The following is a 24,748-nucleotide window of genomic DNA, read 5'->3' on the forward strand; positions in this document are numbered from 1 at the left end:
CTTTTCTTCTTGAGCCGATCGCTGTTGACAGCTTGGTATAATATCGATTCGCAGTCGGATTGTAATTATTTGGCCACTAACTCCATGAGTACGCTACTGCTTGTAATGCCAGAATACGGTCTAGCAGGCGACAAGCCTTTGAGGAGAACATACCCGTTACAGCCATTCTTCAGTTAATAAAAGATGCCATTCTAAATTGGTCTTTTTTACCAACGAGGGGGTGTGGTTTTCTTCCTTTGGAGTCGTAGTAGCTCGATGAGGTGCCGCTATCAGTCAGTTAAGTTACTAGAGTAGGGTATTTATTCCTAATCTTAGTTCACCATCAGAGATCCCAAATGGGTTTTATAAATCTACAAAAATAATCAATGAATGTGATCCTGTTGTCTTTACTTCCCATTCGGGACACCTGATAATCCGCCTTGGGTCATTTTTTGTTCAATTTATTACCCAATTACACAATCAGGGAATATTCTATGCGAGCTCTAGGATGGTTCAAGTCGGTGGGCTTAATTGGTGCTGCCAGTATTGCTGCACTTCCTTTTATCTTTTCTTCTAAAGTTGCCCAGTCTCAATCTTCAGTCAGTGCACACCTGACAATGGGCAATCCCAGCAACGCCGTCACTAGCACCAGTTATCCAACTAACTATCTACTGGTCAAATCTCAGTATGCTCTCTCATACAATAACAATAAGCGCATTCCCAATTGGGTGAGCTGGCAGTTGAATAATTCCTGGTTGGGGTCTACTCCCCGCCAAGATGATTTCAGAGCGGACACAACTCTACCCAGCACCTTCTACCGAGTGTCTGGGAGTGATTACTCTGGCAGTGGCTTTGATCGTGGTCATATGACCCCTTCTGCGGATCGTACCAACACGGTATCCAGCAACTCATCGACATTCTTGATGACCAATATGATTCCTCAAGCCCCAGATAACAATCAGGGAGTTTGGGCAAATCTGGAGAACTACTTGCGTAGTCTAGTGTCGCAGGGAAAAGAACTGTACATAATTTCTGGTGGCTATGGAAGTTGTGGCACTGGGAGCAATGGCAACAAGTGTTCTTTTCCAGCAGCAACCAATAGTAGTTATTCGATTACAGTTCCCGCGAGAACCTGGAAAGTCATTGTTGTGTTAGATAATCCAGGGTCAGGTGCTAGTGGAGTAAACACATCAACCAGAGTTATCGCGGTTGACATCCCCAATACTCAAGGTGTTCGCACTACTCCTTGGCAGAATTATCGAATAAGTGTAGACACTCTGGAGCAAAGAACAGGGTATAACTTTTTATCAGCCGTATCTTCAAGCACTCAAAGCGTGATTGAAGCCAAGGTAGATAACCAGTAAATCTTCTTGACCTGGTTGAAAAACACTCGGGGTTAACCTTTGTCTTGATCTACCAGGTCTTCACTGGTGCATGAGCCAGGGATAGTTTTATATATTTAGTCTCTGTGATGGAAACTACAATGAAGTTTATCGGCAAAGTGAAAGCTGTCATATTGTGTGTGGGATTGTTAGTAAGTGGAGTGCTCGCCGATCGGGTTCAGGCAGAAGATATCGATCTGCTTTGTTATGTAGTAATGCCTGATCGGCGAATCATTGATTTGGGAAAAATGTGTGGTCGTACCATTCTGAAGGCTCGTGTCCTTTCACCCGCAGAGCGAAAGGCTCAATTTCTTCGGAATTTTTACGAAAAACTCCAAAGCCATCCCGCAGGAAAGGAGATTTTGGAGCAGTCTGACCCGGATGCTCTAATTGGCAAAGCCAATCAGGTCTGTAATGCAATTAAAGAAGGAACTTATCAGCCACCCCAGGCTCAACCGAATCCTGATGAGCCAGATGAGCGTAGAATTGCTGACCTAGAAGAAGCATTCGTAGACCAGGTTGCTTCTCAAGGCTTCTGTGTAGAGTCAAAGTGATATAAGGATTCTGTTGGGAAAAAAGGAGTGGCGCGATGTAGAAAGTCGGGTCGATGATTCGTCGGTTGCAGCAGCTTCGTCGGAGTGAGTTCTCCTTGTGCCGGCCAATGACCTCAAAGGGAGCGTCGGATTCGCTGAGGAAGAGCAAGCCCTCGGAAGCTTGTTGGAGTTGGGTGGCGATCGAGTCGGTCATGGCGGTGGTTTCTCAGCTTTACTGTGATTGTACAGTTGGTGTTGGCTGAAACTAAGGACTTCCCGAATCTCAGTAATTTTTAATCGATCACTTCAAAATCATCGATCGCTTTTACTCTCCTTCAACTTCCACCTCCAACTGATACACCCTCAAACTCGGATGTTCGCCAATCAGTCGCCAGCAATATCCTTCAACAATTGGTGAAGGTCGCGCTCCTTGGCGGTACAGAAAGATTGGCTCGTTTCTCATCAATGCCGTGAATATCTCCCGTTCCCTATCCTGTCCGTCATCCCAGATGAGATGAGCTTTGGCGAAATACCCAACACTCATCAAACTGGCGAACAACCATTCCATCAGAGCTTGCTGCTGTTCGTCGGTGAGTGTGGATTGACCGTAGGTGTCGATTGCGGGTGATTGAGATTTTGGTTTGAGTGATGCGATGAGGGCGGTGACGAGGTTAAGGTACTTTTTCATGGGTGGTGGAGATGCGTATACTGCTCCGGCAAGGTTTCGATGAACTCGGCTGCCCCAGATTCAACCGCCTCCTCCCGAATATCGGAGAGCCTCGCATCCGGGCGACCGTAAGCGATATTTTCTGCGATCGTTCCGAGGAAAAGCGGGCTGCCTTGCGAGACGAGCGCCATGTGTTTGGGGACATCGGCAATCTTAAGGGTACGGATAACAAACCAGACAAGAAAATCAATACAATAGCAGGTTTCTTATTTCCCTTTTTGCATCTTATATTAAATTTCACTACACATTTCCCACGCTTCTGTGTATCTTTATCCTGAATTCGTATAAGCTAACGAGCTAAGAAAGCTTGGCGTAAAAAAAAAACCGTTGTGCTGAAAGATTAAAGTGAATAGGGAATATCTCTGGTAAAGCCAACCAACTACGAATCGCAATTGTGAGGATAACGGCTAATCCCGCAAGGGCAACAAAATTCAGCACTAATGCTTCCTGGGATTGGGGAAGTGAAATAATAGGACGTTCTCGAAAACTCACAGTGCTGTTTCCTCCCAAAAAGTGATATTTTTTTCTCTATATATAACAATTATTCTAAAAATTGCAGTAGGCCAAAAGTTAATAAATTATTACAATCTAGGTTATGAGTAGAATATTTCTCAACACCCATCAAGTCTACTACGGCGATCGCGCCCATCCAGACAAAATTCAAGTCATCAGGAAAATAGCGCTCGCATCCAGAATAACCAACGCTTCCAATAGCTAAAGCTTACCAAGAAAAAGCGATCGCTACTTTCATGCAGCCCCCACCAAAAGCGCGGAGTTCCGTGCTTTTCATTTCCCAAAGGGTTGCCCCCACCATTGCCAGCATTCTTTGTTAAAGGGCGACCGCCATTTGTAAATCAGCTCTGACTCCAACTTCAACCGCTGTGGCGTTGCTGAATTAGGATATGATGAAGTGGTCGTGCGAGTACCAAAAAATAACACTCATTAAAATACAACATTATGCAATGCCCTGAATGTCAGTCAACTAATATCAATAAAAATGGTCATAAAAAAGGCAAACAGAATTATATCTGTGTCAAATGTAAGAGACAATTTATAGATGATTATCAAGCTCAAAAAGGCTACTCCGAAGAAGTGAAACGTGAATGCCTAAAAATGTATGTTAATGGCATGGGTTTTCGAGCAATTGAAAGAGTCAAGAATGTGCATCACACTACAATTATTAATTGGGTAAAAAAAACAGGAAAACTCTTGCCAGATTTTTATGAACCACAAATAAATCCAGCGGTTTTTTGTGGGGGAAATAGTTCGAGTTGTTTCACAAGTCAAATATATAAAAAGTACAGTATGAAAGGCTAAATATGCAATTCATAAAAACCAGCGTCTACAAAGCTTCTGGATTTTAAAATTATTTTTTTCATACCCTGATTAAGCAACGCCATAAACTGAAGCAGTGAGTTAGATGGCATTTTCTTAAAAATTTGTTTTTATGGTTCAAGATTAAAATATTTATACCATAAAATACCCCTTGAGTCAAGCTTCAGGAAAGAACTTTAGTTAATTGAATTTTAAAATTACTTTGCTTACTAACTCTTTTTTGTTATTAATTTGTCATAACTACTCTAGAAGAGCCAGAAAAATTACCTGGCTCTCAATGTCTAAAATGTATAGCACTGATGGTTAGCAGAGTGCTATGATTACACAAATTAAGGTAAAAAATCCTTAAGAAGTTTGACTTATTCACAGCCAAGGCATTCGGCTCACACTATGGTCAGAAATCGGCGACAATTCTTGCAATATATGGTGACTGGGACAGCGGGAAGCCTTGCTATTGGGTTACTTTTTCCCACAGCGGGACAAAGCGAAGAAAAAGTTGACTTAGAAAAGCTTTGTTCTGCATTTCCCTACAATTCCCAGTGTGAAAATTATCTGCCGGGAGTAAGGGCAGAAGATAGTGAGGAAAAACCTATTGAGGTTTCTGCATTCCTTCCTAACGCAAAAGCGGGGATTCCTGTACTGGTGAAAGGATTGCCAAAAGTTGCTTATTTGGTGATTAATGAGGGGCCGAAGATTGCGGAATATGGTATTAATCCTGTGTGTACGCATTTAGGGTGTACTGTGGAGTGGAAAACAGAGCGATCGCGCTTTGAATGTCCCTGTCATGGTTCTCACTTCGACGCTCAAGGTCGAATTATTAAAGGCCCTGCTAAGCGTTCCCTACCGCTGGTGACAGTAGTGGTGAAGCAAAATCAAATCCGTTTAGTGGATCGCAAACCTGCGATCGATCCGCGCTCAACCATTAAAAATTAAAAAATTGGTAATTGCTCAACTAGGCATCACCGTGCCAAAACCGCTTGCCTGCTTTAAATTCCAAATATGAACATGAGTGGCTAAGATGCTTACTAGATAAAGCTTTCGCTCGATTCGTACAATTTTCCCGTTTGGGCACGGTGATGCCTTTTAGAATATTTTTGGGGAAGCCACACAGGACATAAAGGCACAAAGTATGTTTTCAGATATTGAAAATTATTGGGCGAAAGAATGTATAGTTAAATTGGCGGAACGGTCACTGGTCAAAGGTTATGCTGATGGTAAATTTCGCCCGGAATCACCCCTCACCCGTGCCGAGTTTGCTTCTTTAATGGTTGGCGCTTTTGGCAAGTCTCCAGAAGTGCAGAAAGCAGTTACCTTTAAAGACGTTCCTAAGAATCACTGGGCTTGGCAATTCATTCAAACAGTTTCTAAAAAGAGATTTTTTAGCGGTTATCCCGATGGAACTTTTCGGCCAGAACAGCCTATTTTGCGCGTGGAAGCTATTACAGTGATTGCATCAGTTATCAATTTACAAATTCCTCAATCGCCAGAAGCAACTTTAAAGGATGCCTTCGATGATGCGGCAGAAATTCCCAATTATGCTAAAAATGTGATGGCAACAGCAACTCAAAGAGCGATTGTTGTCAACTATCCTAATGTCAGAAAGCTTAGACCCAATCAAAACGCTACGAGAGGTGAAGTAGCAGCTTTATTGTGTCGCGCCTTAAGGATTTATACCGTTGCGCCAGAGTACATTGCTGTTAGCATTGCAGGGACTGCAACACCGCGCTCGATCTTCAATCTCACCCCGACAATCATAGAAAATTACTTTGGAATTCCTATATACGTCGGTTTTGGTGTAATTTATGCTTCAACAGCTATTGAGCGTTTGTGCAGTTCAACTTATCCTAAAAATATAAATTTTTCGGTCGGTTTTGTCGGCCAACCTTCGGGCCCTTCGCTATCCTGCCAAGTATTTTTAGACCCTGTTAGGGAGGAGGGAAACCGAGGTGAAATAGATATAAAACAAGTATTTGAGTATGTTTTTGGCTACCCATTTCCTGTGGAGAAAGACCTTAGTAAAGCTTCGTGGAAAGATTACGAAGGTTTTCGTCATTATAGCTATGATTTAGGAGATGGAGTATTACTATCTTGGGACGACAATCCCCAATTCGGAATGACTAATGTCATATTTTACTATAATCCGTTCAATAATTAAAGGAGATTTAAGCGACATCCATACTAGCTTTTTGGGGCTGATTGGCTGTAGGAGACAGAGTAGTGGTTATACTCTGCCTCCGTACAGACCCAAACAGCGGAAATCTTTTACTGCTAAGCATTTCAGGCTTTGCTACTTCAAGTCATTTTGTCTTATATTTGTTACAAAACTTTACGTCGTGTCCTATTTTGCCCGTAGTGCGGCTATACCCCAGCCATGAATCATGATCCACTTACCCAGCTTGAATGCCTGGATTTTATCCGTTTAGTTGTGGAGAGAGATGATCCAATCTTCGCCAAAAACTTGGCGGCAGCTATCAAACTCCTCTGCGATAGCGGCAAAGTTTCGGGGGAGCAACTTTGGGCCGAGCTTAGCCCGGAGGAGCAGGACCGATTTTGGGAGTTGGTGGTTGAGGGATGATGCGGATGAGGGCGGTGGCGAGATTGAGATACTTTTTCATAGGTGGTGGCGATGCGTCTACTTCTAGTTAGTTGGGATGAAAGATATTGTTCGGTCGATCGCACGTTCGGATTCTGCCCAGTTAGAGAGCTATTTTAAGACTTATCAACCAAACAATTGAATTAACAGCCAACAAAAAGGTATAAAAAATATAGATTGATGGAGCGCACATAGCTCTTGACAAAGAAGGCATTTTAAATATTTTCAAAGAACCGAGCGGGTGAACTAAACCTTTTGGTACCGAACGAGTATTAAAACTTTCATCTAAAGCCCTTTCATCATTCAAGAACTCGGTAACTTCAGCGGCTCTTTGCATATAATAAAATTGTACTCTCCAATATGTAGCTTCTAAAAACCAAAAACCAAAAATTATAACGTATCCCAGCGGGACCAACGCATCTATTTTGCTGGCAAACACCCAACCGATTAACGCTACCCAAATGGTAATTGCAGCAGTTTTTAACTGCTGCAAAATTGTACTGAAGTTAGCTATTTTTTTCTCTAGTTCTTCGGCTCCTTTTTGCAGCATTGCTAGCTGAAATTCAAATCGATCCATGTTTAATTCGGAGATGGTTGATTGTTCTTATGCGGTTTCTAACTTTAAAATACCAAATTGCAGCAGTTTCATTTCCCGAACGGTTGTCCTCACCGCTGCCAGCACTCTCAAATAAAAATTAATCCCCGGCGCATTCCCAGCATGACCGCTTCCGTGCGGCTGGAAGCATTGAGCTTGCAAAAAATTGAGCTGATGTGGAACTTGACGGTGTGCTCGGAGATGTTCATCCCTCGGGCGATCGCTTTGTTCCCCAGCCCCGTTGCTAACAGTTGCAGCAGTTCTAGTTCGCGGGGAGTGAGCGGAATATCAACAAGACCGTCGGGTAACTCCGACCCGCTCGATGAGGGTAGTTCATGAAGCAGAGAACCGGATACATCGGGATGCAAAACTACCAAACCTACCGCAATTGCCTCCACAGTCAGAATCAGTTCCTCGGCCGTAACGTCGTTGGGGAGAATGGCTTTAACCCCCAACGGCAGCAGCGCTGTCGCAGAATAAGATTCGGTCGGCGCAACCAAGAGGGCGATCGCAACTTCCTCTTGAAGAACCGCGAGCGTTTCGAGACTGGTGTCAGTTAGCAGGGCCGCTTCCAGTACGATCGCGTCGGGGCGTCCAGAGCGCAAGGATGACTCCAGCGCTGCCAGAGCGGCAATCCGTCCGACTACTTGGAGCGTTGGTTCGCGGGTTATCATCGCCTCCAACCCTGCCTGCACGATCGACGAACGAGCGGCGATGAGAACGCGAATCAATGAAATTTCCTCCCAAACACTAGCGTTCACCGACCGTCAGGGTCAGTTCGATGAGCTGTCCGCCCCGGATCGTCCGTGCCGTAATGGGTTGACCCACTCGCTCCGGGCTCAGATGCGCTCTCAGGGCTTGTACGCTGGAAATTTCTGAACCCTCCAGCGTTAATACAATATCGCCGATGAGTACCCCGCCCCGTTCGGCTGGACTGTCCGTTTCCACGCTCACAATTAGCACGCCGATGTCCTGGCCCAGATTGAGCGACTGTTTCAACTGGGGGTTCAATTCCACCGGCTGCAATCCGACACCCAGGTATCCTCGCGTAACTCGTCCTCCTTGCAGCATTTGGTCTACTACGCGCTCGACCGTCGTCGCGGGAATGGTAACGGCTTCACGACCCCGCGAATAGGTGGTATTGATGCCCAGCGCCCGACCTCGAGTATCGAGCAACAGGCTCCCGGCAAATCCCGGAAACGGTCTGATATCTGGACGAATGAGGCGATCGATATGCCCTCCAGTCCAACTTTGCCACGCTCCGCCCAGCGATGCCAGAATGCCGCAGTTGGCGATCGCGCTGCCGTCATTCGAGCGTCCGAGAGCCAGTACCAAATGCCCCAAGCGCAGTGCATCTAAATCTGCTAGCTCAGGCATTGGGTTGTCGGTGGCATCGACGCGCAGCACTGCAATATCCGTTCCCGGATCTGCACCCACCAAGCTGGCCGGTTTTACCTCGCCATCCGAGGTCATCAGCGTTATCTCTCCCCGGCATCGCCTTACATCAACGGTAGTGACAACGATGCCCGGACGCCAGTACACCCCGCTAAGCGTCAAGCGACCTGACGGCAAAGCGACGACCGCCGAGGTAGAGCGGGAGATGGCATCGGCCAGTTCATCCGAGAAAGTTGATAGAGTCGTCATGGCAGTTACTCAATGCTTTTCCTCAGAATGCCAAAAGATCCTCCCTGGCAACATCAGGCAAATTGGTAGCTCGTCCCCAGAAAAATGGCTAGGGAATAGTATTGGGAAGCGGTGATTGGGATACGCTTTATTGCCTAAACTGGCGATCGGGAACCTATTCAATCCTCATCCCAAGAAGCTTGCTCGGCATCGTTCATATCTGTCTAACTCAAATCATCCCAAGTGTCGCCTGGACTCTCTTCAATTTCCCGAATATTTGACATACATTACCTCTTGGCCGGATGGGATTCCCGGAAGACTTAGGGTGCATCAGTAGTTTTCTTGGCATCTGAATCACTTGCCAAAAGGCTGTCCCCACCACGGCCAGCATTGTTTATTAAAGGGCGATCGCCACTTGTAAATAAGCTCAGATTCTAACTGTAACCGCTGTTTCCGATTGCTCGGCGCTCCGTACCAAAATGCGATACCCACAGCCACCTCCAAGGAATAGCGGCGGTGCAGTTCGATGTAATTGCCGACGTAGTTGTAGCAATAGTGGTTCGCCCAGCGCTGTTTCGGTGTTTGCTGCGTTTCTCCCACGTAAAGAATTAATGGAAGCTCATTATCGATGACAAAATAGAGGCAAGTACGATCGCCCCAATCCGGTTTCTCACAGAATGAGAGATTGTGTAATTCCAGGGCAAACGGGTCTATATTGTTGGGGTCACAGGGATTTGGCGCTAACTCGAATAGACTTCCCTGTCGCGGTTTGTCAGCGCCTTCAGATTCTTGGTGTTCAAAAATGCGTTGTTTCCAGCTCTTTAGCGCCTCACAACTCATCGTTAGTTGAGGAGATTTAGCATAGCTGGGTTTGGGTTGCGGAAAAAGTTCGAGTTGCTGCACAAATTTAAAGATTGTTGGACGATCGCTGCTGTATAGTTTAGCTCAATGAAATTTTGCTAAACAGCACGCTTCCCGTAGTAATGTCTCCAGATAGGGAACTGATACTGTCACAATTATACCAAAAACTAGATAATTCATGAATGGAATCAGGAAATTCTGGAGATTCTGTCACAGATTTCTTGGCTTGTCGATGTTAATGAAAGTTTATTTAACCAAGTTTCGGAAACCGTCACCTTCACCTTTCCTATCTATTCGATCGATTCTTACCTATTCATAATAACTCGCACCAAATCACAGCAGTTTATGAAGAAATACTACCAGGTCAGCTTTTGCGCTTCTTACGGGGTGACTATCCAGGGGCAAGGAAAATCATGATGACCAGATTGTCCATTTGTAGCCTTGTCTAATTGTTCTTAGCCGTCATGTAGTAATCACAAACAATGACAGTTATCGTGCAGATAAAATACTTTTTGGTGGTTTTAAATACGCGCCCCACAAGCTACGAATTACCCCCGCAACGACCCACATATTATTACGACCAACTCCTCAATGGTGGCTCCCAGCACTTATGCCAGAGCGCAGAAAAAACTATTTGCCGAGGTGGACGTACTATCCAACTCCGATGGTTTTGTTTGATTGGTATCATTGAAAAACCCACCGATGAAGCTTTCAATCAAGCTGTTGTTGAAATCACATCTAAATCTCATGAGCAAAATAGCCAAAATAACTAAAAATCACATCGAATGGTTTAAGGAACCGAAGGACTGCTTTTTCTACTACGGCAGCAACTGGTGTCCGGGTTGGGCGATGGCGCTACGCGCCCCGCAAGCTACGGTAAAATTGAACTTCCGTTGGCGCAGCCCTCGCAGAGGATCGTTTTTCAATCCATTTATCTGGTAAGAGATGCTTCCGGTGACTATCATTGGACTAACAAAGCTTCTTATCGTGGGGAAGGTCAAAGTCATCTGTTTGACAGTAGTTATATGGTCAATTCCTTTGATTGGCTTAAAATCAAGAAATTCAAGCCTATCTCCTGAAATTTTATGCACTTTCTCGCGACTAATAGCGTTGAACCAGTTCGCTACTGGTTTTTCTTATCCTCAAGTTTGTTGTGTGTTTCGCTTACTATTCTGGTTGCACTGCTACAGAAAATGGTCAAATTGTTTTCTTATGTGACAAAGAAAGTGATAAATGGGTAAGCAATTTTGAAAATGCCTAGTTTTTTGATACTCAAAACAGTGCCAATACTAAAGCAACAGTTTTAAACAATAATTCTGTATCTTGCGGGTTTTTGGCTTATTCTATATTTGTTATTGCCGTTCCCTGGTCAGAACCCATCAGTCAAATTTAATTTTTGTTTCTATTTTATTTGTAAAGAAAAGTCAATTTTTTGCCGTCAAAAAGAGAAATAAAATTGAGATGATATACTAAAAAAATAATTTATCGCTCGATACCAAGCTCGATTACCACCATGACAATAACAGCAGGATTCGCAACAAAAATGCTGCGGGCAACACTCGCTGACTACAACTTTTGGCCCCAATCTGAAAGCGATTCACCGCTTTCAATTAAAAGAGCTAAACTGCCATTGAATGAAGCAGCAATCCTAAGCAGAGATGCTTCAATGCGGAGAGCTGCAATCAAGGCGATGAATCCCCTCGCTCCTAGTTACAAAGCTCCGGCGACACGACGCATTGAATACAAAACTTTAGATGAGCTGTTTCAACCTTTGATCAGAAACTCTTTGACCGAGTTAGTAGGGATGGCAACCCAAAGTTTGGCGATGGAAGAGCCTGTTTTACCAGAGACATTATTTAGCATTTTGATGCCGATCGAACAGGTTGAATATCTAACTGAGCTTTACCAAACATTCACTCAGTTGCAAAATACTAAAGTCATCATGGTTCACGACGATGACGGTGACAACAAAAGCCCTGATGCTTACACAACTCTGATGATTGCTGGAGAATCAGTGGAATCTGAAGTTATCCTGGCTCAGGCTCTGCTGATTCAAACCTGATAAGCGCCAAAGTTCTTTCCCTCTCTTGTTTTTAATCTCTTCTCTGGTATTGACTACAGAGAAGAGATTAAATCTCGTGTATTCACAAATTAAATAAATAATCATGGCAATTAGAATCACCGCCCCAAATCAGCCAAGTATTCAAGTAAACTCTTTGCCTTATTCCTTACCTGTTACTGCGATCGCAGACAGTAACACAAATACTGACGTTCGATTTAAACTAAACGGTACAGTGGTTGGGACAGATACATCCGCAACTAATGTCGGCACGACGGCAGCACCTCAATATCAATTTGGGCTAGTTATTCCTATTAATAGTGCTGGCGTTCACGTCATTGAAGTCGAAGATATCACCGGCACAACGCCTCCGGTAGTTCGATCGACAGCTCAAGTCACTTTTGAAGTCAATGTCAACTCACCAACAATTGCGCTACGAGCTCCTGTTCTTAATTCAGGGCAAACTGTAGTAGTTGCTGATGTAGCATATCCGCCAACTAACTCTTTTGTCCGTTTCACTCTCAATGGCACAATTATCAAAGAATCTCCTTGGATTCCTTACGAAACAGCCATTACTGCAGCAGGAACTCTACGCGCTGATTTGATGGTTGGTACAAGTGTTGTTGCTACCGCTTCTCGTGAGGTTTCTCTTATTCCTCCAGAGCCGGCAATTGTTGGGCCTCAAGGTCCGATCGGCTTAACCGGCCCTCAAGGTCCGATCGGGCCTCAAGGTATCAGGGGTGAAAAAGGCGATCGCGGTGATATTGGTCAGCCTGGAACGCCCGGAGCCACTGGCAATCCAGGCCCTCAAGGCATTCAGGGAATTCAGGGAAATCCCGGCGCTCCGGGTGCGGATGGTATGCCCGGTGCAACTGGCCCGGCTGGTGCGATCGGCCCGCAAGGTATTAAAGGCGATCCAGGAAATCCCGGCACTCCCGGTGAACCCGGTACACCTGGTGCGATCGGGCCGACTGGTGCAACTGGAGCTGTAGGTCAGAAAGGCGACCAAGGAATTCCTGGTGCTGCTGGCGTAGCAGGTTCTCCCGGTGTCCCTGGTGAAAAAGGGGAACCAGGCAGTCAAGGAATTCAAGGCATTCAAGGTTTGACCGGCCAGGCTGGCAGTCCAGGGCCTCAAGGAAATCCCGGCATTCAAGGTGAACCGGGCGAACGTGGCTTACCCGGAACTCCCGGCGCTCTGGGTGCTGAAGGTTTACAGGGTGTGCCTGGGATTGCCGGCCCGAAAGGTGACAAAGGCGATATCGGTAATCCAGGAATCCAAGGGCAGATCGGTGAAAAAGGCGATCGAGGTGATCAAGGTTTAGTTGGCGCTACTGGCTCTCAAGGAAATCCAGGCTTAACCGGCCCGCAGGGCGTTCCCGGCATAAAAGGCGATCGTGGCGACCAAGGAATTCCCGGTGAAGTTGGCGCAACGGGCCCGATCGGCTTAACCGGCCCCCAAGGTTCTAAAGGTGATCGTGGCGATCGAGGAATTCCCGGTGACATCGGCGCAACTGGCGCTACCGGCCCTCAAGGAATGCAAGGCGTTCCCGGCATAAAAGGCGATCGCGGCGATCAAGGAATTCCAGGCACAGCCGGCCCGACTGGCGCTCAAGGTTTGACTGGTTTGACGGGTTCACAGGGTGCTAAAGGCGATCGCGGTGATCGAGGAATTCCCGGCGACATCGGTTCGCAAGGTCTTCAAGGAAATCCCGGCCCTAAAGGCGATCGCGGAGAGCAAGGAATTCAGGGGATACCGGGTGAAATTGGACCGACTGGTCAAATGGGGCCCACAGGTGCAACAGGAGCGCAAGGTGCTCAAGGGATTCAAGGAATTCAAGGGCGACCCGGTTTGATTTGGCGCGGAAACTGGAACGCGACGACGAACTACGCCATGTTTGATGCGGTTGCCTACAACGGCAGCAGCTACATTGCCAACGCGCCAAGCATAAATTCAGTACCGCCGTCCGCTGCATGGACTTTGGGAGCTAAACAAGGCGATCAAGGTCTTCAAGGACTTCCCGGAGCCAAAGGTGATACTGGTGCGATCGGGCCGGCTGGATCGCAAGGTGCAACCGGAATGCAAGGTGCAACTGGTTCTGCTGGAGCACAAGGGCCTCAAGGACTGAAAGGTGATACTGGTTCACCTGGTGCAATTGGAGCGACTGGTTTAACTGGAGCGACTGGTGCAACTGGACTGCAAGGAAATCCTGGTATCGCTGGGCCGATCGGTCCTACCGGCCCTAAAGGTGATATTGGTGCAACTGGAGCGACGGGCTCTCAAGGAATCAAAGGTGATACTGGCGCTCAAGGCATTCCCGGCGCAACGGGAGCGACTGGCACAACGGGAGCGACTGGTCCGATCGGAGCGCAAGGAATTCAAGGTGTTGCCGGCCCTGTTGGTCCGATCGGCCCGAAAGGAGATACAGGAGCTACAGGAGCAGCCGGGCCAGCAGGAATTGTTTGGTCAACCCCAGTTGCACTTCCCTTATCATCGGGAGTCACAGGCAGCGTAACTTACCAGACCTGCGGGAAATTGGTTCGACTCAATGTGGACGTGATGATGAATTTTACAAACAGTTCAGGGTTGTTAATTTGTGCAAATATGCCGAACACAATCTTTAACACCTGGTTCCATTCCACAGCAATGATTTTCAAATCTGACTTAACAATTGCTGCTACTGGACAATGGGGGTTAATGAGGTATCAACCAAATAACCGAGAATTAGCGTTGATGTTTGACAAAATCGTAAGTGAAACTGTGCGATGTGTCAGCAATTTCATAATGGCAGTTAACTAATCTGTGACTTCTGCCTTTTGAGTTATGCAATTTCATAGCTCTGTTTTTAATAAAGCAGGGCTAGGAAGCTCAAACTATTCAATAATCACAAGAATTAAATGCTTCCACAAATAGCAAACACTTACAACCCAACAAAGGAGTATCCTACAGGATTTTGGTTCAGCAGTCCGAAACTCAATGGAGTTCGTTGCGTTTATACACGAGACGGTATGACACGCGGATTAAGAAGCCAAACTTTAACCACAAGATTTGTTGGACTCGATCGGCTTGAGTTAGCCTGTCGCAGTATCTGTGATGCTAATAATCTGTCGTTCATGGACGGTGAGCTGTTCATCCCCGGCAAAACACTTGATGAACTTACGGTATTGGTTCGCGATCGAACAAACTATGACCTTTCGGAAAAGTTTGCTGTTCAGTTTAGAGTTTCTGCTGTTGTTTCAACAACAAACCCTAATCTGACAGCTCACGAAATGATTGCTCTGATGCGACAAAACATCCCTGCAACAGGAATGGTAAGCCATATACCTCAAGAATTGATTCGCAGTACACCCCTCGGAGTTCTTGATGAATATACGAAAATAGTGAATTCTGGTATTTCTGATGAAATATTTCTAAGAAATCCTGATTCAGTTTATTCAGAAGTACGATCGGACAACTTTTTGAAAGTGAAGGGTATAACAAGCGGAATCTTTACTGTTGTTGGATTTACTCAAAATCCTGTAGTGAATTTCGTAAGTTATATGTCAGTTGAAGGCATGGTGAATGGAGTTAATAAAATTACTCGTGTTTACGGCTTAAACGATGAAGAGGAACAGGATCTCTGGATGAATAGAGATTCCTATATGGGTAAACAAGTCCAAATCGTTTATATGGGGCTAAGTGCTACAGGGAATTTACGAACCCCTGCTTTGGGTCGATTCGTTTAAGGAGCAAGTTTGAATGATGTTGCCACAATTAGCCAATACTTACAGCCCAACAAAAAACTATGGTGTTGCTGAATGGTTTAGCAGCCCTAAACTAGATGGGGTCCGCTGCTTATATGAAAATATGAGCAGTGGATTGAGAAGTCGATCGGGCTTGACTCAGTATTCAGGAATGACTGAGATTGAGGAAATATGCGAAAGTATCCGATCGACTAATAATCTATCTTTTATAGACGGTGAGTTGTACATCCCTGGAACTCTTTTTGATGTTATCTCAGGAATTGTCCGCAGTAGAAAAACTGTAGAATCTGTAGTAGCAAATAAACAAAAAGTTCAATTCCGCATCTTTGCGATCGGGTTCAATCAATTCCCGACAATGGAGACGGTTCATGAAGTAGATCAGGTCAAGCAAATTTTCCCGGCAATGGGGAAAGTTAGCTACGTCCCTCAGAAATTGATTGAAAATAATCCTTTGATAATCCAAACAGAAGCTGAGTTTATCAAAAGCTCTGGACTCTCAGATGAAGGGATAATGCTGCGGAATCCGAACTCTATTTACTCCGGGGTTCGATCGAACAATCTCCTAAAAGTGAAAAACTTTGTTAAGAACAACTTTACGGTGGTTGGGTTTACCAAAGGTAGTGGCAAATATGCAAAGTCTCTGGGTAACTTACTGATTCGGGGAATGATTAACAATCAAATCATCAATAGTCGAGTGGGGACAGGATTTACTGACTTGGAGCGATCGACAATATTTGCAAACCAAGCTGATTATTTAGGCAGAACGCTGGAAGTGGTTTATCTTGGCGTGACTGCTACAGGCTCTTTACGGCATCCAATATTTTCGGCATTTGTGTGAGCCAAAATAGAGGCAGAAAAAAGCTTGAGTAGTGTACATCTACTCAAGCTTTTTTCTGTCTGGTTCAAAACTATTTGACGATTCCTACAAGTTCCGGCACTTTCCCCGCTAATTTCCAGCCTGTGCTAGGCGAGTAAACCGGGGTGCTAGCGTTAACTCCCCAGCCTGCTAGTTCACTTGTTGGTACTTCAACGAAGGAACTGTCAGGAGCTTTGATTTGCCAGGTTTGCTCAGGATGACTCAAGGTTTTTTGCGCTAGCAAGTCGGCTGGAATAGGAGGAGGTTGAATGCCTGCAACAGGAGGAACAGGAGCAACAGGAGCGACAGATTGAGCAGTAGATTCAGCAGCAGGTGCAGGCTGTGGTTGGCTTGGATCTGGCTGAACTAAAGTCAAAAAGGATTTGCTGAAAGTCAACTTAGGTCTGCGAGAAGCTTTAAAAGTGATAGCTTCTCCAGTCCGAGGGTTGCGTCCTTGACGTTCAGGTCGATCGGTAGCTTTTAAAATCCCTAACCCTTCCAATGGTAGTTTTTCACCATTGCGGAGAGTGAGTGACATGAAGGCTACTGCTGAATCCCATACCGCGTTAACGGTACTTTCAGAAAATCCAGTTGAAGCTTTTACGTGGTCAGTTAAGGCAGACATGACTAATGCTAACTAATGAATATTTTAATTATGCACTATCAAATGATTAATTTGGTGGTAGACCAAAATCTTCAGGGGTATAAAGTCCTGCTGGCATCTTATTTTCTAAGTAATCGATCTGTTCTTGAGAGAGCGATCGATTATAGAGCCGAACTGTTTTGGTAATGATTCGCCCAGCTTCGTCCATATATTTGCCGTTGGTGTAACAGCGCATTTCGCGAGTTTCGCCGATCGCAACTTTACTTTGGTAGTCTTTCGGTATCCATCCAAGCGGAAAGTACCCGACATTTCTGGTACTTTCAGGGAAGCTCATATCAACGCCAAGTTCCATCCGTGCTGCCACTTCTCCCGCAGCAGGCTTCATTCGCTGAACAATCCGAATTAGAACATTTTGCCCTTTCCATTCACCTTTACTCCAGACATTGGGTTCTTGCTTGTGAACGTTGTAGGCGTTGAAATAAGGCAAAGTATCAGGGTTTTCTTGTAAATCAGTCAAAATCTCTTCCCTAAATAAGTTGAACACTAGCGACCCGGTACTTAAAGCAGTAGCATTGGTATGAACCGCTCTCCAGTAAGCAGCCGCCCAACTTTTTTCGCTGAAAGCTGCGCCATCATCAGTCGCAACATGATTTAGCGCAAATTCTTTGAGAGCTTGAAATTTAGCCGTCACCTCACGGATTTTGGTAGTATCGCCATCATTTTGAGTTTTCCATTCGATCGCCACCTTCATTTCCTCTGCATATCCCTTCCGCTGTTCAAAAGCAAAATCTAATTGCCTTCGATCAACCACAACACCCACAAAAAGTGCATTCTCAAAGGAGTTGATGTCGATGTTGGTTTCCAGTTGAGCTGGTTTCCAGTAGGTATTAACGACTCTCACCAGCCGGGAAATAGTATCGATCGCATCGTCGGCAACTGAACAGGGTCGAGTTAGATAAACCGCATCCTCTTTAAAATCTTTGAGCCAGGGGATTTTCCCGCCGTCTCCGAGAGTGTTGAGATATTCGGTAACAGCTTGTAAACCCTTGTCATTATTGGGATATGCCGATTTTAGGGAGTCAACAGCGATTTGCAATTCCTGACTGAGAAAGTCGATGATTGCCATTTCTTTGGGAGCTGTCTGCATTCCCCCCGGCGGGATGTTGAGGACTATATTTTCAGCACCTGCACCTCGGGCCCGACCCAGAAGTGAAGCCACAATCCCAGTGCTGTCATTCATGCTGTTAACGGCAACTTGTTGGAGAGTTCCAGGCAACGCCATTTTTGGAAGTTTGTCAACGGATGGAGGTTTGTCAAAGTTGGCGATCGCATCTCTCAGAGCTGGATACTCCTTGGATGCGATGAGCTGAACAAAGTCCCCGTCAAAGTCTCTGCCCAAATTCAGCATGAGTTTTGTCGAGGCTGCCATCAATCCATAGCCTTTGGCATAAGTGCCTTCATGACGGTTGATCCAAAGCTGACAGTCTCCCCAGTGGCGCATTGGATTGCAAAATACGATGTACTCACCGACTGGCATCCCCGGTGCACAAAATACTTTTTGGCTAAAAGTCGTTACGTTGTTAGCGTCCGTAGTTTCGTATTTTTGGAAATATTCGTCCGGTTGCGACATCAGTGACCAGAAACGAACTCCGGCTGCTTTTGCTAAGTTGAGCCAAACGGCGCGAAGTCTTTCTGCTACTTTCCCGGTGATATAGGGATGCAGTAACAGTCTGCCTTTTATGTCATATTTAATAATCTCCATTGCTGTGTTGACATACTCTGCCTCTGACTGAATGGAGTCGCCTTGTTCGCGCTCTAACTCTGCTTCAACCTGATGAATTCGCAACTCAGTAGCCAAGGCTTGAATAGAATTAGTAGCTGCTGCTAACTTTTCACATTTCGATCGAAGTCTGCTGATAATTTTGTCTTGTTCCAGAGTTTCAAATTTAAACCATTGAAATAGCATCCAGCCCGCTTTTGCTGTGCGTTTTTCCGCCTCAAATACCAAACCACACAGCAATTTATCTCTGTAGTTTCCGAGGGGTGGTTTATTACCTTTTAGAGAACTCCAAGGAATGACCAGATCATAGCCAGAGTCATCTAGTGCGGGATTATAGGCGATCGTCCCTTTGGCTACCCATTTTTTAAATGCAGCTATCCTAAACTGAATAGGAATATCAGCATCAATTTCATCAGGATTAAATTCGACTGTTCCCGCGCCGAGTAATTGCATAAATTCTCGGGAAGCTTTTCCGTGACTGTCTCCGCTGTTCCAGTGCCGTTTATTTATTGGGTCATCTTGCGGATTTCCATTTGCATCTCGGGCTGTATCATCAACAATGACATAATTGAATTCTCGCCCAATTAAATGCTTGCATCCTGTGTGAAGAATACTGCCGTAAATGATTCGTTTCCATTGTTCAGTTGTTTTGAGTCCATAATACTCTTTTCCAATGGGAGCCAAGTTAAATGTGAATCTGCCGTGGTTGCGGGAGTTGCTAGCTAAATCCAGTTGATATCGATCGGTTTTGTTAGCTATAAAAGGATTTAGCAAAGCTGCATTTTTGGTATTTTCTGGAATTTCACCAATGCAAAATCTATCTTTCCCAACATCTTTGTGCAACCCTGAAAGCAGGGTATTTCGCAAAGTTACTTTGGGAGTATTAGACCAATTTTTTGCAATGCAATCCCACACAGACAAAACAGCAACAGTTGATATTTTTGCCAGTGTTTCATCTGCGCCGTACCAGTCGTATTTGAGGTCATATTCTGTTGGCATATTTGATTAAATGAAGTCCATGAAGTTCAGCCTGCCTGTTGCTATTCGAGCAACTTTGTCGGCTCCTAATAATGCTACAATCGCTTCTTGTCCAGTGACTTGAACCGGGTTATCAGGATTAGTTAGATTATAACAAATAGCATACTCATTTTTAGCATCTATCCCCAGTCCGACAATTTGGCTCATACTAAGTCGAGCAGTGTCTCGCATCTCTTTAGCTGAGGCTTTGAATTTGTCCAATATTTCGATCGCATTAGTGTCGTACATGGAAGCTACCATCAAATTAAATCGGTTAGGATTCTCGGTTAAATCTCCAAAGATGTAGAGAGTTTTCGACAATGCAGTTTTGTTTCGCATGGCTAAAATAATGATGATTGAGACAATTAAAATCGGGCCTGCCATTCCCAACAAAAACATCCAGGCAGTAACATTCATATTCGTCGTACCAAAAACAGTCATCAACAGAGCTTCGTTAACTTTTAAAGCCGAAGCAGCAAAGAATCTTAGTGCTTCAGCTCCAGAACTTCCCGAAACTTTGAGAACGATCGAAGTTACGCAATGAGTGATAGCTGTAATTAAACTCGCTGGTATTCCAATCAGAGTCATACAACTGGTCAAGAACCAGCTTGCTATGCTAGAGATTATGCCTGCTGTAATCCCTACAGTCGCCAAAGCACCGCCTACCGCAACGATCGGTGCTACGACCGGGACAATTACCAAAGCGCTTGCATTGACCGGGACACTTCGGATTGATAAAATCCGATCGTTGTAAATAGAGTTGATATCGTAGTTGCTATGACCTATTACTGTTCCTGTTCCTGTTCCTGTTCCTGTTCCTATTCCTGTTCCTGTTCCTGTTCCTGTTCCTGTTCCTGTTCCTGTCGTAGAACGTAGAATTTTGGGAGAAGGGATAGGTGCATCACCCATAGCAACCAAACTTCTAGCCACATTGTTGTATTTAGCTCGTGTTCTACGTCGATCGTTTAATTTTAGTCGCTCATCTTGCAATTCTTGGTAATATTTATCTCGTAATTTTCTAGCTTCTTCTTGCATTTGAAGCTTTTTCTGATTAATTGATGACCAAGCCTCATCCATAGCGTAATTAATTTGCACTCCTGTTTTCGATAGTTCTGGTAGATTTAAACTGTTGTTGAAAGCATTTATGGCATCACCATAGATACCTTTTTCTGTACTGGTAGAAGTTAGTACAGACAATGCTTTTTCGCCAGCACCAGCTAAATTGGCATAAGCTCTGCTATTGTAAGCTCTGTTTATACCGTGGGATGTTTCCAGAAATGCTGTACCACATTGAGCTATTAGAACAGGGAATGCTGCTACATTTTGTGAGGATTCAAGCCAACCTAAGATAGCTGCCCCCGCTGGATGGCTTAATATTCCTTGAATTAGTGGCTGTTCCATCAACCATTGTTGTGGAGCATCCATTATTTTTTTGATTTCAGCAACCCCAGTTAGCGATTGAAAATTTGCCCAGACATCGCCTATTTGAGCGCTGATATCTGGTGATTGGGGTGTTTCTGTTGGCATAGTAATTGTGTTGCGATACTTGATAAATACTTTACCAAATATTATAGTTCAAATCACACTCATTAATACCTGTACGGGGGAATCTCTGACTCTGTGGGGTTAGTTGACCTCCTACAGAGTCAGGGGATGAAACTAGCTTCAAAAAGTGGACTTCAAACTTTCTTCTTTAGCGAGTCGATCGCACTCAGTTAGTTCAGGAGTCGAGTTCCGTGCTAACCACAGCCATGTCACCTCATGAACTTTTGCTAACTTATTAAGTTCTTCCCACAAATCCTGGTTGGCGTTACGCTTCCAATTTTTACTCATCGTGTTGACAACATAGGTTGAATCCGAAAACAGCGTAACTTTGCAAGGTTTCTTGAGAGCTTTCAAGCCTTCGATCGCTGCTGTCAGTTCCATGCGATTATTTGTTGTCGTGCTAGTTGCTCGACCACTAATTGCTTTTCTATTGGACTTACCTGGAATTGTGAGAATTGCAGCCCAGCCACCGGGGCCTGGATTTCCTGAGCAAGCACCATCACAATGAATGTTTACTACAGGTTTTGTTTGAGTTTCTGTTGGATTTTGTACGGCAACCATAAGACTTTCACAAAAATAGACATCAAAACCTCCTAGCGAAGCAGTTTATTTGTGAGCTATTGTTACTTCTAATTTGATATAATATAACAAATAATTGAGAGATTTTTATGTCAGAATACACAGACTTATTGAGAGAATATGCACGGTTATCGGTCGCTAATTTCGGAATTATTGATCGATAACTCGCAACTGTTAATAAATAATTTGCAGATAAAGGCAGAGAACATGAGGTTGAGGCAACAGCTAGACCACATGAACGATTTAACTAGGGAAATGTACTATGAGTTCAGACTCGATCGACCCAATGGAAAATTAAAAGAAAATAATAGAGAATCCCTAGAACTTAGTGCTGGCGGGATTCTCTATGTGGTTCAGTATCTAGATACTAAAGGCAATTCGTTCGTATCCACTGAAGGATTTACGCCGGAAGGTGATATAGCCCCGAAACTATTTTACTTTGGATATGCTGTGTTCTTTCTGGTTGAGGAGCTGACTCGGCAAGGATTTACTTGTCTCCCTGACAGGTTCTTAAAACTTCTTAGTCGGAATCACAAGTTTTTGAGATATGTCCTCAAAGAATTTGAGCGGGTTTTATCCTTTTGATCCAGACACTCGAATAGTTAAATTAGTTGAGGTCAACAATATTGAGATGAACAGAGAAAACTGTTTGGGCATCTGCATAGAGTCGATCGAGTTCCGCCTGAGCCAAATATCTTTCGCTGTGGTCGGTATCATTCAGGTGGTCTGCCAGATAAGCAGCAAGGATGTAGGCATTGCTAATGACTACCATTTCTGTGTCTTGAGTCAACAAAACATCCGTGTCTGAAGTGCCGATTGCAAACATCCCATTAGCATAATCAGGATGGCTACATTTACGGTGGTAAATTTTCCATTTTTTGGTCACAGGAGGTTTGAGAGTTTCAATGGTAATTCCTTCAGGGATATTCGGATCGTCCATCTTTCCCCCAGACAAGAGCCAGGGTAAAATAACTCGATTATCACCCTTGGGCATATATTGAGCGTCATCTGAATCATAGTCACCATAAACTTGGACTAAATTACGGATGAACTCTTGAGTAATGTCATCGTTGCTTTTTGAGTAACTGAAGCTGGATTTTTCTAAGAGCGAGTTTCCATTCAAAGCAACTTTCCACGCATCCAATATGCTGGCATGAACGGAGATTAGCCGATGTTGCTTCTCCTTACCTCGATCGATTTCTAGATAAACGCCATGACCGTCACTGTGATGTGATTTGTCGATGATACACTGTAGATTGAGTGTTCGACCATAACTCATCTCCAGAAACAGTCTTTCTTTCGGCTTCATCTTTCTCTTCTTTCTACCCATTAGTTTGATCTCCGAATATGTTGGTTGCTAAGTAAGTGAGCTAGAAACTGAAGACGCATTAAGGGAACAGTGGCTTGCGGAACACAGATTGATAAACCCGTCAGAGTTATTGCTTCAGCACGTCCGGGTGTGTTTCGTGGCAGTCCAATGTTGGCTGGTGGGGAATTGAATTTCCACCAGTTTTCATAATGCAGTCCAGCCAAGTAATTGGAATTGCTAGCATCCAAAGGCATAATTCTGGGTTGAGTTTCTGGGTAGGTAACAAACGACCTTGCTGCTTCAATATTTGCTCTAAGCGAGTTTGTCCAGCTCTGCCACCCTTTCCGTTGCTGGAGCTGTAAGTCGTGCAGGTAGGCAACGATAAATACTCTTTGTCTTTCATGTACCGCACCGCACTCCGACGCGCTGATAACTTCAACTTCTGCCTCAAATCCTGCCATTCGCAAGGCTCCCAAGATTGTTCGCAAGCCTCTATAAATGATGCCTTTTGGGTTTTCAATAATGACAAAATCTGGTTGGGCTTCAACAATGACTCTGTACATTTCCCACCATAATCCAGATTCAGCGCCTGCCAATCCTTCTTTCTTTCCTGCGTTTGATGTATTTGTGCAAGGAAAACCGCCAATGACGATCGTAGGAAAGCCGAGTTGTCTGAGTTTGGGTGGATGATACGTGTTGATATCTGACCAGATGGGGATATTAGGGAAGTGGGATTGGAGGACTTTTTGAGCATAAGGATTAATTTCGACAAATTGAAATGTTTGATATCGTAGTTTGCTAGATGGTACGTCATCGCCAAAAACTAATTGTGCTGCTAGTTCAAATCCTCCAATTCCTGAAAATAAACTAATTGCTTGCATACAAATCAACGCATTTCAGTTTCATGTTAGTGGTTTATTTTGATTCTATCACTTTCACTTCATGTTTGGGAAGTAGTTTTGAGGTAAAAGTATGACTAAAATTGTAATGATTTCTGGCAGTCGCTCAATCAAAGATATCAGTGCTGTATTGCCATCAATCGATCGAATAATGGAGCTGAACTTTTCAATAATTTTAGGTGATGCGTCAGGAGTTGACAAGCTAGTTCAAGAATATCTCCGCAACAGCAATTATCTGGATGTTAAGGTTTACTTTGCTCTCTGGTCGGGAAACGGGAAACCAAGAAACGTTACTGGATTTCAAACAGTTGGAATTCCAGGTAGTTATGTCGATCGGGACAAAGCAATGTGCTCCATTTGCGATTACGGTTTGGCTCTCTGGGACGGGAGAAGTCGTGGAACCAAGAATAATATCGATCGAACTGGGCAGAAAACCAAAATAATCAGAATTTGAGGTAGTTGAGGTTTGTGGGTAAGGGGCGCTTCGCGATAAGGAAGTGACCTCTCATCCCTGTAATTACCATGACTATTACCGTAGAAAAGTTTGACTTCGATAAATTTACCACGGAGAAAGTGAAATTTGCGATCGATATTGACTCCGAAGTTTTCAATGTATCTGAAGGTCTAAACAATCAGTATGACCAACTAGATAACGGGAGCATCCCGGTTTTGTAAATATCCGAATAAGTGTAAAATAGTTAAAATCAATAAAAGCGTCAAAAAAAGTCGAG

At 44.5% G+C, this 24,748-nt stretch carries 28 protein-coding genes and 1 pseudogene; 16 read left to right on the forward strand and 13 right to left on the reverse strand.

The window, feature by feature from the left end; genetic code table 11:
- Window positions 1–473: 473 nt before the first annotated feature.
- The gene (locus QUA02_RS16390; RefSeq protein ID WP_333029243.1) at window positions 474–1,343 is read left to right on the forward strand and encodes a DNA/RNA non-specific endonuclease; all 870 of its coding nucleotides are present in this window, start codon (window positions 474–476) and stop codon (window positions 1,341–1,343) included.
- A 438-nt stretch (window positions 1,344–1,781) separates the two neighbouring features.
- On the opposite strand, the gene QUA02_RS33650 is transcribed toward QUA02_RS16390, so the two are convergent.
- Window positions 1,782–2,063: a hypothetical protein gene (locus QUA02_RS33650; protein ID WP_333207492.1), complete on the reverse strand. Its 282-nt coding sequence runs from the start codon at window positions 2,061–2,063 to the stop codon at window positions 1,782–1,784.
- Here QUA02_RS33650 and QUA02_RS16400 point away from each other — a divergent pair.
- On the forward strand, window positions 2,013–2,135 hold the full coding sequence (locus tag QUA02_RS16400; protein ID WP_333029245.1) for a hypothetical protein: 123 nt from the start codon (window positions 2,013–2,015) through the stop codon (window positions 2,133–2,135). The two genes, QUA02_RS33650 and QUA02_RS16400, sit on opposite strands and share 51 nt — an antisense overlap.
- Window positions 2,136–2,219: 84 nt before the next feature.
- On the opposite strand, the gene QUA02_RS16405 is transcribed toward QUA02_RS16400, so the two are convergent.
- Both QUA02_RS16405 and QUA02_RS16410 read right to left on the reverse strand, forming a co-directional pair.
- Window positions 2,220–2,582, reverse strand: coding sequence for a hypothetical protein (locus tag QUA02_RS16405; RefSeq protein ID WP_333029246.1), 363 nt, complete (start codon window positions 2,580–2,582; stop codon window positions 2,220–2,222).
- Between the two features lie 336 nt (window positions 2,583–2,918).
- Window positions 2,919–3,113, reverse strand: coding sequence for a hypothetical protein (locus tag QUA02_RS16410; protein ID WP_333029247.1), 195 nt, complete (start codon window positions 3,111–3,113; stop codon window positions 2,919–2,921).
- 103 nt (window positions 3,114–3,216) lie between these two features.
- On the opposite strand from QUA02_RS16410, the gene QUA02_RS16415 reads away from it, so the two are divergent.
- From QUA02_RS16415 to QUA02_RS16435, 5 genes and pseudogenes are all read left to right on the forward strand, one after another.
- Window positions 3,217–3,339 carry a hypothetical protein gene (locus QUA02_RS16415; RefSeq protein WP_333029248.1) on the forward strand — a complete coding sequence of 41 codons (123 nt, stop codon included), beginning with the start codon at window positions 3,217–3,219 and terminating at the stop codon, window positions 3,337–3,339.
- A gap of 239 nt (window positions 3,340–3,578) precedes the next feature.
- Window positions 3,579–3,869: pseudogene (locus QUA02_RS16420) on the forward strand (IS1 family transposase); the annotation flags it as partial.
- A 477-nt stretch (window positions 3,870–4,346) separates the two neighbouring features.
- Window positions 4,347–4,889: a Rieske 2Fe-2S domain-containing protein gene (locus tag QUA02_RS16425; RefSeq protein ID WP_333029249.1), complete on the forward strand. Its 543-nt coding sequence runs from the start codon at window positions 4,347–4,349 to the stop codon at window positions 4,887–4,889.
- Window positions 4,890–5,085: 196 nt separating this feature from the next.
- The gene (locus tag QUA02_RS16430; RefSeq protein WP_333029250.1) at window positions 5,086–6,111 is read left to right on the forward strand and encodes an S-layer homology domain-containing protein; all 1,026 of its coding nucleotides are present in this window, start codon (window positions 5,086–5,088) and stop codon (window positions 6,109–6,111) included.
- A 216-nt stretch (window positions 6,112–6,327) separates the two neighbouring features.
- Window positions 6,328–6,531, forward strand: a complete 204-nt coding sequence (locus QUA02_RS16435) for a hypothetical protein (RefSeq protein ID WP_333029251.1) — start codon at window positions 6,328–6,330, stop codon at window positions 6,529–6,531.
- A gap of 121 nt (window positions 6,532–6,652) precedes the next feature.
- Here the strand turns inward: QUA02_RS16435 and QUA02_RS16440 are convergent, their stop codons facing one another.
- From QUA02_RS16440 to QUA02_RS16450, 3 genes are all read right to left on the reverse strand, one after another.
- Window positions 6,653–7,099, reverse strand: coding sequence for a hypothetical protein (locus QUA02_RS16440; RefSeq protein ID WP_333029252.1), 447 nt, complete (start codon window positions 7,097–7,099; stop codon window positions 6,653–6,655).
- Window positions 7,100–7,233: 134 nt separating this feature from the next.
- Window positions 7,234–7,875, reverse strand: coding sequence for a response regulator transcription factor (locus QUA02_RS16445; protein WP_333029253.1), 642 nt, complete (start codon window positions 7,873–7,875; stop codon window positions 7,234–7,236).
- A 19-nt stretch (window positions 7,876–7,894) separates the two neighbouring features.
- On the reverse strand, window positions 7,895–8,686 hold the full coding sequence (locus QUA02_RS16450; protein WP_333029271.1) for a S1C family serine protease: 792 nt from the start codon (window positions 8,684–8,686) through the stop codon (window positions 7,895–7,897).
- Between QUA02_RS16450 and QUA02_RS16455 the strand changes: the two genes are divergently transcribed.
- A complete protein-coding gene (locus QUA02_RS16455) occupies window positions 8,667–8,903 on the forward strand; it encodes a hypothetical protein (RefSeq protein WP_333029272.1) in 237 nt (78 codons plus the stop codon). The two genes, QUA02_RS16450 and QUA02_RS16455, sit on opposite strands and share 20 nt — an antisense overlap.
- 218 nt (window positions 8,904–9,121) lie before the next feature.
- Here QUA02_RS16455 and QUA02_RS16460 read toward each other — a convergent pair whose 3' ends face one another.
- The gene (locus tag QUA02_RS16460) at window positions 9,122–9,670 is read right to left on the reverse strand and encodes a GIY-YIG nuclease family protein (RefSeq protein ID WP_333029254.1); all 549 of its coding nucleotides are present in this window, start codon (window positions 9,668–9,670) and stop codon (window positions 9,122–9,124) included.
- A gap of 440 nt (window positions 9,671–10,110) precedes the next feature.
- On the opposite strand from QUA02_RS16460, the gene QUA02_RS16465 reads away from it, so the two are divergent.
- The 5 genes from QUA02_RS16465 to QUA02_RS16485 all read left to right on the forward strand — a co-directional run bounded on the left by QUA02_RS16465 (window position 10,111) and on the right by QUA02_RS16485 (window position 16,266).
- The gene (locus QUA02_RS16465; RefSeq protein WP_333029255.1) at window positions 10,111–10,401 is read left to right on the forward strand and encodes a hypothetical protein; all 291 of its coding nucleotides are present in this window, start codon (window positions 10,111–10,113) and stop codon (window positions 10,399–10,401) included.
- 740 nt (window positions 10,402–11,141) lie between these two features.
- The gene (locus tag QUA02_RS16470; protein WP_333029256.1) at window positions 11,142–11,690 is read left to right on the forward strand and encodes a hypothetical protein; all 549 of its coding nucleotides are present in this window, start codon (window positions 11,142–11,144) and stop codon (window positions 11,688–11,690) included.
- A 103-nt stretch (window positions 11,691–11,793) separates the two neighbouring features.
- The gene (locus QUA02_RS16475; protein WP_333029257.1) at window positions 11,794–14,484 is read left to right on the forward strand and encodes a hypothetical protein; all 2,691 of its coding nucleotides are present in this window, start codon (window positions 11,794–11,796) and stop codon (window positions 14,482–14,484) included.
- A 98-nt stretch (window positions 14,485–14,582) separates the two neighbouring features.
- Complete coding sequence (locus QUA02_RS16480) at window positions 14,583–15,410, forward strand: DNA ligase-like domain-containing protein (RefSeq protein WP_333029258.1); 828 nt, start codon at window positions 14,583–14,585, stop codon at window positions 15,408–15,410.
- Window positions 15,411–15,423: 13 nt separating this feature from the next.
- Complete coding sequence (locus QUA02_RS16485) at window positions 15,424–16,266, forward strand: ATP-dependent DNA ligase (protein ID WP_333029259.1); 843 nt, start codon at window positions 15,424–15,426, stop codon at window positions 16,264–16,266.
- A gap of 70 nt (window positions 16,267–16,336) precedes the next feature.
- Here the strand turns inward: QUA02_RS16485 and QUA02_RS16490 are convergent, their stop codons facing one another.
- From QUA02_RS16490 to QUA02_RS16505, 4 genes are all read right to left on the reverse strand, one after another.
- On the reverse strand, window positions 16,337–16,909 hold the full coding sequence (locus QUA02_RS16490) for an HU family DNA-binding protein (RefSeq protein WP_333029260.1): 573 nt from the start codon (window positions 16,907–16,909) through the stop codon (window positions 16,337–16,339).
- Window positions 16,910–16,955: 46 nt separating this feature from the next.
- Entirely contained in the window at window positions 16,956–19,667 is a 2,712-nt protein-coding gene (locus QUA02_RS16495; protein ID WP_333029261.1) for a hypothetical protein, read from the reverse strand.
- 6 nt (window positions 19,668–19,673) lie between these two features.
- Window positions 19,674–21,212 (reverse strand): hypothetical protein, encoded by a 1,539-nt coding sequence (locus QUA02_RS16500; protein ID WP_333029262.1) that lies wholly within the window; start codon window positions 21,210–21,212, stop codon window positions 19,674–19,676.
- Window positions 21,213–21,350: 138 nt separating this feature from the next.
- Window positions 21,351–21,791, reverse strand: a complete 441-nt coding sequence (locus QUA02_RS16505) for an RNase H family protein (protein ID WP_333029263.1) — start codon at window positions 21,789–21,791, stop codon at window positions 21,351–21,353.
- A gap of 138 nt (window positions 21,792–21,929) precedes the next feature.
- On the opposite strand from QUA02_RS16505, the gene QUA02_RS16510 reads away from it, so the two are divergent.
- A complete protein-coding gene (locus QUA02_RS16510) occupies window positions 21,930–22,394 on the forward strand; it encodes a hypothetical protein (protein WP_333029264.1) in 465 nt (154 codons plus the stop codon).
- A gap of 22 nt (window positions 22,395–22,416) precedes the next feature.
- Here QUA02_RS16510 and QUA02_RS16515 read toward each other — a convergent pair whose 3' ends face one another.
- Window positions 22,417–23,139 (reverse strand): hypothetical protein, encoded by a 723-nt coding sequence (locus QUA02_RS16515; RefSeq protein ID WP_333029265.1) that lies wholly within the window; start codon window positions 23,137–23,139, stop codon window positions 22,417–22,419.
- Entirely contained in the window at window positions 23,139–23,999 is an 861-nt protein-coding gene (locus tag QUA02_RS16520; RefSeq protein WP_333029266.1) for a DNA cytosine methyltransferase, read from the reverse strand. The genes QUA02_RS16515 and QUA02_RS16520 overlap by 1 nt, the downstream gene beginning before the upstream one ends.
- A 91-nt stretch (window positions 24,000–24,090) precedes the next feature.
- On the opposite strand from QUA02_RS16520, the gene QUA02_RS16525 reads away from it, so the two are divergent.
- A complete protein-coding gene (locus tag QUA02_RS16525; RefSeq protein ID WP_333029267.1) occupies window positions 24,091–24,471 on the forward strand; it encodes a hypothetical protein in 381 nt (126 codons plus the stop codon).
- Between the two features lie 68 nt (window positions 24,472–24,539).
- The gene (locus tag QUA02_RS16530; protein WP_333029268.1) at window positions 24,540–24,692 is read left to right on the forward strand and encodes a hypothetical protein; all 153 of its coding nucleotides are present in this window, start codon (window positions 24,540–24,542) and stop codon (window positions 24,690–24,692) included.
- Window positions 24,693–24,748: the final 56 nt, after the last annotated feature.

This window comes from Microcoleus pseudofavosus SVA1_A4 (assembly GCF_036700565.1).
Taxonomy (GTDB): domain Bacteria; phylum Cyanobacteriota; class Cyanobacteriia; order Cyanobacteriales; family Microcoleaceae; genus Microcoleus.

Bases quoted from the DNA above. Each gene is read 5' to 3' on its own strand.
- QUA02_RS16390 (WP_333029243.1), top strand. From the start codon at position 474: ATGCGAGCTCTAGGATGGTTCAAGTCGGTGGGCTTAATTGGTGCTGCC.
- QUA02_RS16405 (WP_333029246.1), bottom strand. From the start codon at position 2,582: ATGAAAAAGTACCTTAACCTCGTCACCGCCCTCATCGCATCACTCAAA.
- QUA02_RS16415 (WP_333029248.1), top strand. From the start codon at position 3,217: ATGAGTAGAATATTTCTCAACACCCATCAAGTCTACTACGGCGATCGC.
- QUA02_RS16425 (WP_333029249.1), top strand. From the start codon at position 4,347: ATGGTCAGAAATCGGCGACAATTCTTGCAATATATGGTGACTGGGACA.
- QUA02_RS16430 (WP_333029250.1), top strand. From the start codon at position 5,086: ATGTTTTCAGATATTGAAAATTATTGGGCGAAAGAATGTATAGTTAAA.
- QUA02_RS16435 (WP_333029251.1), top strand. From the start codon at position 6,328: ATGAATCATGATCCACTTACCCAGCTTGAATGCCTGGATTTTATCCGT.
- QUA02_RS16440 (WP_333029252.1), bottom strand. From the start codon at position 7,099: ATGCTGCAAAAAGGAGCCGAAGAACTAGAGAAAAAAATAGCTAACTTC.
- QUA02_RS16455 (WP_333029272.1), top strand. From the start codon at position 8,667: ATGCCCGGACGCCAGTACACCCCGCTAAGCGTCAAGCGACCTGACGGC.
- QUA02_RS16465 (WP_333029255.1), top strand. From the start codon at position 10,111: ATGACAGTTATCGTGCAGATAAAATACTTTTTGGTGGTTTTAAATACG.
- QUA02_RS16470 (WP_333029256.1), top strand. From the start codon at position 11,142: ATGACAATAACAGCAGGATTCGCAACAAAAATGCTGCGGGCAACACTC.
- QUA02_RS16475 (WP_333029257.1), top strand. From the start codon at position 11,794: ATGGCAATTAGAATCACCGCCCCAAATCAGCCAAGTATTCAAGTAAAC.
- QUA02_RS16480 (WP_333029258.1), top strand. From the start codon at position 14,583: ATGCTTCCACAAATAGCAAACACTTACAACCCAACAAAGGAGTATCCT.
- QUA02_RS16485 (WP_333029259.1), top strand. From the start codon at position 15,424: ATGATGTTGCCACAATTAGCCAATACTTACAGCCCAACAAAAAACTAT.
- QUA02_RS16490 (WP_333029260.1), bottom strand. From the start codon at position 16,909: ATGTCTGCCTTAACTGACCACGTAAAAGCTTCAACTGGATTTTCTGAA.
- QUA02_RS16495 (WP_333029261.1), bottom strand. From the start codon at position 19,667: ATGCCAACAGAATATGACCTCAAATACGACTGGTACGGCGCAGATGAA.
- QUA02_RS16500 (WP_333029262.1), bottom strand. From the start codon at position 21,212: ATGCCAACAGAAACACCCCAATCACCAGATATCAGCGCTCAAATAGGC.
- QUA02_RS16505 (WP_333029263.1), bottom strand. From the start codon at position 21,791: ATGGTTGCCGTACAAAATCCAACAGAAACTCAAACAAAACCTGTAGTA.
- QUA02_RS16510 (WP_333029264.1), top strand. From the start codon at position 21,930: ATGCACGGTTATCGGTCGCTAATTTCGGAATTATTGATCGATAACTCG.
- QUA02_RS16515 (WP_333029265.1), bottom strand. From the start codon at position 23,139: ATGGGTAGAAAGAAGAGAAAGATGAAGCCGAAAGAAAGACTGTTTCTG.
- QUA02_RS16520 (WP_333029266.1), bottom strand. From the start codon at position 23,999: ATGCAAGCAATTAGTTTATTTTCAGGAATTGGAGGATTTGAACTAGCA.
- QUA02_RS16525 (WP_333029267.1), top strand. From the start codon at position 24,091: ATGACTAAAATTGTAATGATTTCTGGCAGTCGCTCAATCAAAGATATC.
- QUA02_RS16530 (WP_333029268.1), top strand. From the start codon at position 24,540: ATGACTATTACCGTAGAAAAGTTTGACTTCGATAAATTTACCACGGAG.